Raw genomic sequence first — 6,563 nt, forward strand, 5'->3', positions numbered from 1 at the left:
AGTAATGAGTAGCAACACATTAGACATCCAGTTTGGTGGTGTCACTACCGCTGGTACCAAGGTGCTCAACCAGGATGCGTTTGCGCTTTATCAGCCGACCTTGTCAGCCGTCAAATACAAGGGCATCGGAGTCTGTATTGCTGATGGCGTCAGTTGCAGTGATAATGCGCAGCAGGCCAGCGCCACCAGCGTGACGCATTTTTTGCAGGATTATTACAGCACACCCGACAGCTGGGATGTCAAAACCGCTGCCGCCCGAGTGTTGTCGGCGCTGAATGCCTGGCTATTCCATCATGGCCAGCAGGCCAGTGCCCGGCACAATGGTTTGGTCACGACCTTTAGCGGCATGGTGCTTAAATCCCGCACGGCCCACCTGTTTCATGTTGGCGACAGCCGGATTTATCACTGGCGAGAGGGGGGGCTGGAACCGCTCACTCGTGATCATGTACACAATAGCCAGGGTGGCTCGGCCTTGTCCCGGGCGTTAGGGATGGACTCCCGTCTGGAAGTGGACTATCTGACCTGTGATCTGCAGGTTGGCGATCAATTATTGCTCACCACGGATGGTGTTCACGGGTTTGTCAGTCATGAGCAGCTGCAACAAGCCATGGCGAGCGTTGGAGCGGATACGCGCCAGCATCAGATTGAGCATATTTGTCGAGACGTGCTGGATGCGGCTTTGCAGGCCGGATCGGATGACAACCTGACCTGTGTGATGGTACGGATTCAGTCCTTGCCCGCTGCCGGGTTGGATGAAACACAACGGGCTGTCAACGCCCGGGTCATTCCACCGGTATTAGCTGTTGGCCAAACGCTGGATTATTACCGGGTGACGCAGGTGATACATGCCAATGCCCGCAGCCATCTTTATAAAGTAATCGATCGCCGTGATGGTCGTTTTTATGCCCTTAAAGCGCCATCGCTCAACTTTGAAGATGACCCTGTGTATCTCGATGGTTTTGCCCGGGAGCAGTGGATCGGCAGTCGCCTTGATCACCCCAACCTGATGAAAGTGTATCCGCAGCAGGCCAATAGCCGCTTTCTGTATCACATCTGTGAATGGATTGATGGCTGCAGTTTGCGGCAGTGGATGCTGGATCACCCGATGGCCGATTTACCCCAGGTACGGGCCTTGGCCGACCAGTTGATTAATGGCCTGAGAGTTATGCAACGAATGGGTATGGTGCACCGTGATCTTAAACCGGAAAACGTTATTCTGGCCGCTGACGGCAATATCAAGATTATTGATTACGGCACCGTTATGGTACGGGGGTTGGCAGAGTCCGGCGTCTTCGACGATGAAGATATGCCGCTGGGGTCGGTGAATTATATCGCCCCAGAATATGTGATTGATGGTATCGCCAACAGTCAGAGTGATCTGTTTTCATTGGCGGTGATGGTGTACGAAATGCTTTCTGGCCAACAACCCTTTGCCATGGAGCAGGCTGGGCGGCGTGGGGCCAAATCAACGCATGAATGGCAATATCGACCGATTCGGCAATACCGCCCGGACTTGCCGCTATGGCTGGAGCTGGTATTGCAAAAGGCGGCACACCCCGTGATACGACAACGGTATGATTCCTTTTCCGAGTTTCGTACCGACCTCTATCAGCCCAATAACAGCTTGTTGCAGCAACACACCCGAGAGCCTTTGATCAAGCGACATCCTTTGAGTTTCTGGCAGACGCTGAGTGCGCTACTGATGCTGATTGCGATGGTGGAAGCCTGGTGGATTCTGGGGCATGTTGCCTGACCCTGTCTTCCTGCTTGATGCCCCAGACCCCAGACCAGCCCCCAGCTGCTTTACAGCGAGTGTAAAAAATCCAGCAAGGCCCGACGTTGTTCACGGCTCATCAGGGTAACGGCCGTTCGACTTTTACTGGCTTCTCCGCCATGCCATAAAATCGCTTCCAGCAGGTTACGGGCGCGGCCATCGTGAAGAAAACCGGGGTGGTCGGAGACCTTGTCCGCGAGCCCGATTCCCCATAATGGCGTCGTCCGCCATTCCTGACCGCTGGCGTTAAAATCCGGGCGATTATCCGCCAGCTCTGGCCCCATATCGTGCAAGAGCAAATCACTCCAGGGCTGAATGGTGCGATTGGCCAGAATCGCCGGGCTGGCATTGGCCGCGGTTTTGAATTGTGCTCGATGGCAGCTCTCACAACCGGCTTGATAAAACAGCTGTTCGCCAAGTTGTACGTTCGGTGCCTCGGGCTGACGTCGGGCAGGTAATGCCAGCGTTTGATGATAAAACACCAGCTGATCAAGTTGCTCGTCGCTCAATTCCGGGTCACCACCGGTGGCGGCGGTCTGGCAGTCGGTTTGTGCCGCGGTGCAATTCTGGTCTGGAAACAGAGAGGAGCTGATACCCAGATCACCGTGAAAGGCCGACGCAATCTGCTGGCGCAAATTGGGCACGTTGGCTTTGTAACCAAAACGGCCAGTCGTCATCTGTTGCAGGGCGACATCGTAAACCGGATTGGGGCGGCCGGAGATACCATCGGCATCACGGTCTTCCGGGTCGGCCCGCTGCAAAATAGCCGCGTTGGGGATGGCATCCAGCAACCCCTGACCAACCAGCGCCGGGCCAATGCGGGCGGAGGTCAGTAGCTCTGTGGCAGGTTGGCAGCGGCTGGCGGACAGATTGAGTTGTGGTCGTCGCAATGTTACTGCGGTGTCATCCGCCAGTCGGACTACCTGTTCCTGATACGACACACTGGCTTTCCCTTCGCCTGCCACACCGGGCACGCCCTGTTCATTCAGCTGGTCACCGCAGAACGGATGAGGCCGTGGCCCGCCATGGATATCGTGGCCGGGCAAGCTCAGGCGTACCAACATGGAGCGCATGGCCTGGCCGGGCCTGTCGGGTGCCCGTCCATGGCCATTGCCGGGGTGACAGCTGGCACAAGAGATGGCGTTATACAGCGGCCCGAGGCCATCGACTTGCTGATCCGCCGAGGGTGAAATCACCCACATCTGGGCAAACAGACTGCGTCCTTGCAGAAACTGTTCAAGCTCTGTGGCTGTTAATCCGGGCATTGGCTGTGACAGCGCCCGTCGACCCAGTGCCGAGCTGGTGATTGGATCCGCAGCGGCAAGACTGGGCAGCAGTATTAACCACAGCAGTAGCAACCGCAGCGTTATAACAACGGGTGACATCATAAGGTTGCCTCTCCGGCAATCACCTGGCGAGCCAGGTCAGCGGCGGCGGCATACTGGCGGGCGAACTCGCCTTGCCACTGCTGTTCCAGTGTCTGGCAACGGGCGTCGGCGGCCGGGTTGTGCTCTCGTTGTTGAAAATCGTGCAGTATCTCGGAGGTAGCGTCGGGTTCGGTCACTGGCAGGCGATGAAAGAGCGCGTAAGCCTGTTGCAGTATCGGGTTGTTTTCCGGTTCCGGGGCAGCCAGCTGGCTGGCCTGATGCAGCAGTCGGCTGGTCTCGATCAGCGCCGGGTGATTGTGAGTAATGGCGGCATCAAACAGGGCGTTGGTGAGGGGGCGTCGGCTCAGGCCCTTGGCCGGGTTATAACGACTGTCCAGTGCCAGGCCGAAGGGGTTGGGTATATTGTCCGGTGCCTGTTGGTAGACCGAAGGGCGTATAGGGAGTTTGCGAATATCCGGGTGAAACAACAGCTGTTGTCCTGCTTCCGAGAGCACAAAGCGAATAAATAACCGGGCGGCGTCCGGCTGGCGGCTATCCGTCATCAGGGCGATATGGGCCGGATTAAAGGCGGTTTGTTGCGGGTAAACAAAGCGCCCGTCTGCGCCGCTGGCAATGGTGGCGTTGGCAAAAAAGTCCATGGTCAGGCCGATGGCTGCCTGGCCAGTGCTGACCTTGTCGGTAACAAAACTGCCACGGCGATCGACCAGTTGGCTGTTCGCGGCAATGGCTTGCCAGTTGTTCCAGCCCTGTTGCCAACCGTCGGCCTGCAAGAGCTGATCGATCAGCATCGGCGCGTAACCGACCGCCGAGGGTACCGGCAGTGCGACCGTGCCCCGCAACCGAGGGTTTGTCAGATCGTGCCAGCTGGTTGGTTCGGCAACGGCAAGTTGCTGCAGACGTTGGGGGTTGATAAACAAACCATAACCGGCAATTTCACTGGCAATAAAGGTATCGTCCATGTCCCGCAGCCGGGTCTGGTCGAGATGATCCGGCAAGCCAGTACGATCCAGCTTTAACGGTGCCAGAGCACCGGCGGCTTTTAAGCGCAGGTAGTTGGTTTGGGATGGCGTCCAGTAGACATCCACGCCTCCCTGCTGCGGTTGCAACAGGTAAGGCAGGGCATCAAAGGGCATACGCCAGAGGACATTGAGTTGCAGGGTTGGGTGTTGTTCTTCAAACGCTTGCTGAAATGCTGATACGACCGGTTGCGGGTAGCTGGTCATCAGGGTAATGGTCTGGGCGCTGGTGGTCAGCGTATGCAGTAACAACAGCGCTGGCAGCAGCAGGTGACGATATAACATCGGTATCACTCCCTTCAGAATTGCCAGTTCAGGCTGGCATGCCACTGACGACCCGGTTCAGGAAAGCCGTCATCCAGGGCGTAGTTGCGATCACCGAGGTTGGTAACGCCGAGCTGGCCTTTGAGGGTCTGGGTGAAATCGTAGTCGGCAGTCAGATCGATTCGGCTCCAGGCGGCCAGCTCGATAGTGCCATCGCTGTCGCTGTAACGTTCACTTTCGTACTGGCCCCGAATGGCCAGGCGGAGAGGATTTGTTGCCTGCCAGCTGATACGTCCCTGCAGTTTGTGGTCTGGTACATCGGTCAGGACCAGGTCGGAGCTGTCGTTGGTGCGCTTCAACAGGCTGTAATTGGCATCCAGTTGCAGGCTGTCGCCAATCCAGCTGACGGCGCTCAGTTCCAGCCCTTTGCTGGTGACCTTGCCGATGTTTTGCAGCTGGTAGGTGTCTTCATCGAGGTCAACAGACTGGATCAGATCACGAATCTTGCTATAGAAAACGGTGCCGTCCAGCCGTAGCCAGTCGCCCCAGAGTTGTGAGCCGCCAGCCTCCAGAATGGTGGATTTTTCTGCTTCCAGATCCGGGTTGGGCAACGCCGACCCCATGCGATAGGAGTAGCGGTCCTTGATGGTCGGGAAGCGGGTTTTGCGGGAGAGGGTCAGACGGACTTCACGCTGTTTGTCCAGCTGGGCAAACCAGCCGATTTGCGGATTCCAGGCACTGGCGTTGTTATTGTCGAAGTCGCTGATCAGACCGGTGTCGCTATCGTACTCTTCCGCTTGCAGGCTTCTTCTGCGGTCGTGACTGATACCGGCTACAAGGTATTGCTGCGGCGACAGCATCCAGGTGTCTTCCACAGCCAGCGAGATGATGTCGTCTTCATAATTCTGTTTCGGGTCGTCGTCATCGTGTTCTTCGTGGTGGTCGAGCTTGTAGTGCAAGGCGGCCTTGAGACTGTGATTGCCCAGTGGCTGACCATATTCCAGGCTGGCACCATAGCTGTAATCATCGTACCAGCTGCGGAAGGCATAGCCATAGGTCTGGCTGCTGTAGCTGTCGTCATCATAGCTGTAGAGTGAGTTTTCAAAAATATCGTAATACACCCGGCTTTTTATATAGCGGCCTTCACCCAGGCTGGTTTGGGTCACGACGTAGAGGCTCTCCTTGTTCCAGTATGGCCATTGCCAGTAACGGGCACTGGTGGAACTGTCGGTACCGGCATAGGGAGGAGTGCCTTTTTCCCCTTGCTGATTGATATAACCAATGGCGTATTCATCACTGCTATTCGGGGTGTAGCCCAGTTTCAGGCTGATTTTCTGGTCGTTGCGATAGGAGTTGTCACGCAAGCCGCCATCTTCTGTATCAACGGCTTCAAAATCATCGGATAAGGCCCAGGCATTCTGGTCGAGCCAGGAGGCACTGATCTGGCTGTACCAGAGCCCTTGATTACTGCCGATGTTCATCCAGACCCGTTGGCTGTCGCTGCCATCTTGCTCACCACTGGCATAACCAATACCGATATCGCCTTCCCATATTTGCTGTGGCCGGCGGCTGATCAGGTTAATGGCTCCACCCAGGGTATTGGGGCCATACAAGACTGAACTGAAACCTTTGCTGACATTGATTTCAGCCAGGTCGTAGGTGGTAAAGCGGCCAAGGTCAACATAGCCGTCATAGGGTACATACACTGGAATGCCATCGATAAAAACCGGAATCTGGCGCAGGTCGTTACCACGGATATAAAGGGTTTGTTCATTACGGGAACCGAATGTACTGAGGGTAACGCCGGGGAGCAAATCCAGCGCTTCACCAACGGTTTCCCGGTTTTCTTCGCGGAGTGCCTGGGTGTCGATTGATTCACTGCTGGTGGCTGGTAATGTCTGTTCAGCGCTGACTTCGATACGCCCCAGTTCGAAACGATCGGTGTTGTCTGCTGATGCCGCCATGGCGGTCATAATACTCAGGACGCCGGCCGGTACTGCTTTCCTGTAACGCTGCTCCATCGGGGTAATCCTCTGCGGTTAGTGGGGACATCTATTTAATCCGGTGCTCACTCTGGGCTACCGGATGGTTTCGAATCACGAAGCCGACTTGCAGGCCTGA

At 56.3% G+C, this 6,563-nt stretch carries 4 protein-coding genes; 1 reads left to right on the forward strand and 3 read right to left on the reverse strand.

Annotation, left to right across the window (positions count from 1 at the left end):
- Nucleotides 1–4 precede the first annotated feature (4 nt).
- Complete coding sequence (locus Q8W22_RS14270) at nt 5–1,753, forward strand: bifunctional protein-serine/threonine kinase/phosphatase (RefSeq protein ID WP_305452785.1); 1,749 nt, start codon at nt 5–7, stop codon at nt 1,751–1,753.
- Nucleotides 1,754–1,803: 50 nt separating this feature from the next.
- On the opposite strand, the gene Q8W22_RS14275 is transcribed toward Q8W22_RS14270, so the two are convergent.
- From Q8W22_RS14275 to Q8W22_RS14285, 3 genes are read right to left on the reverse strand one after another with little or no spacing between them, the layout of a single operon-like run.
- On the reverse strand, nt 1,804–3,162 hold the full coding sequence (locus Q8W22_RS14275; protein WP_305452786.1) for a di-heme oxidoredictase family protein: 1,359 nt from the start codon (nt 3,160–3,162) through the stop codon (nt 1,804–1,806).
- Entirely contained in the window at nt 3,159–4,463 is a 1,305-nt protein-coding gene (locus Q8W22_RS14280; protein WP_305452787.1) for an ABC transporter substrate-binding protein, read from the reverse strand. Before Q8W22_RS14280 ends, Q8W22_RS14275 begins: the two co-directional genes overlap by 4 nt.
- Nucleotides 4,464–4,477: 14 nt before the next feature.
- Nucleotides 4,478–6,463 carry a TonB-dependent siderophore receptor gene (locus Q8W22_RS14285; protein WP_305452788.1) on the reverse strand — a complete coding sequence of 662 codons (1,986 nt, stop codon included), beginning with the start codon at nt 6,461–6,463 and terminating at the stop codon, nt 4,478–4,480.
- Nucleotides 6,464–6,563 lie beyond the last annotated feature (100 nt).

Source organism: Oceanobacter sp. 1_MG-2023 (genome assembly GCF_030689025.1).
In the GTDB taxonomy this organism is placed as follows: domain Bacteria; phylum Pseudomonadota; class Gammaproteobacteria; order Pseudomonadales; family Oceanobacteraceae; genus Oceanobacter.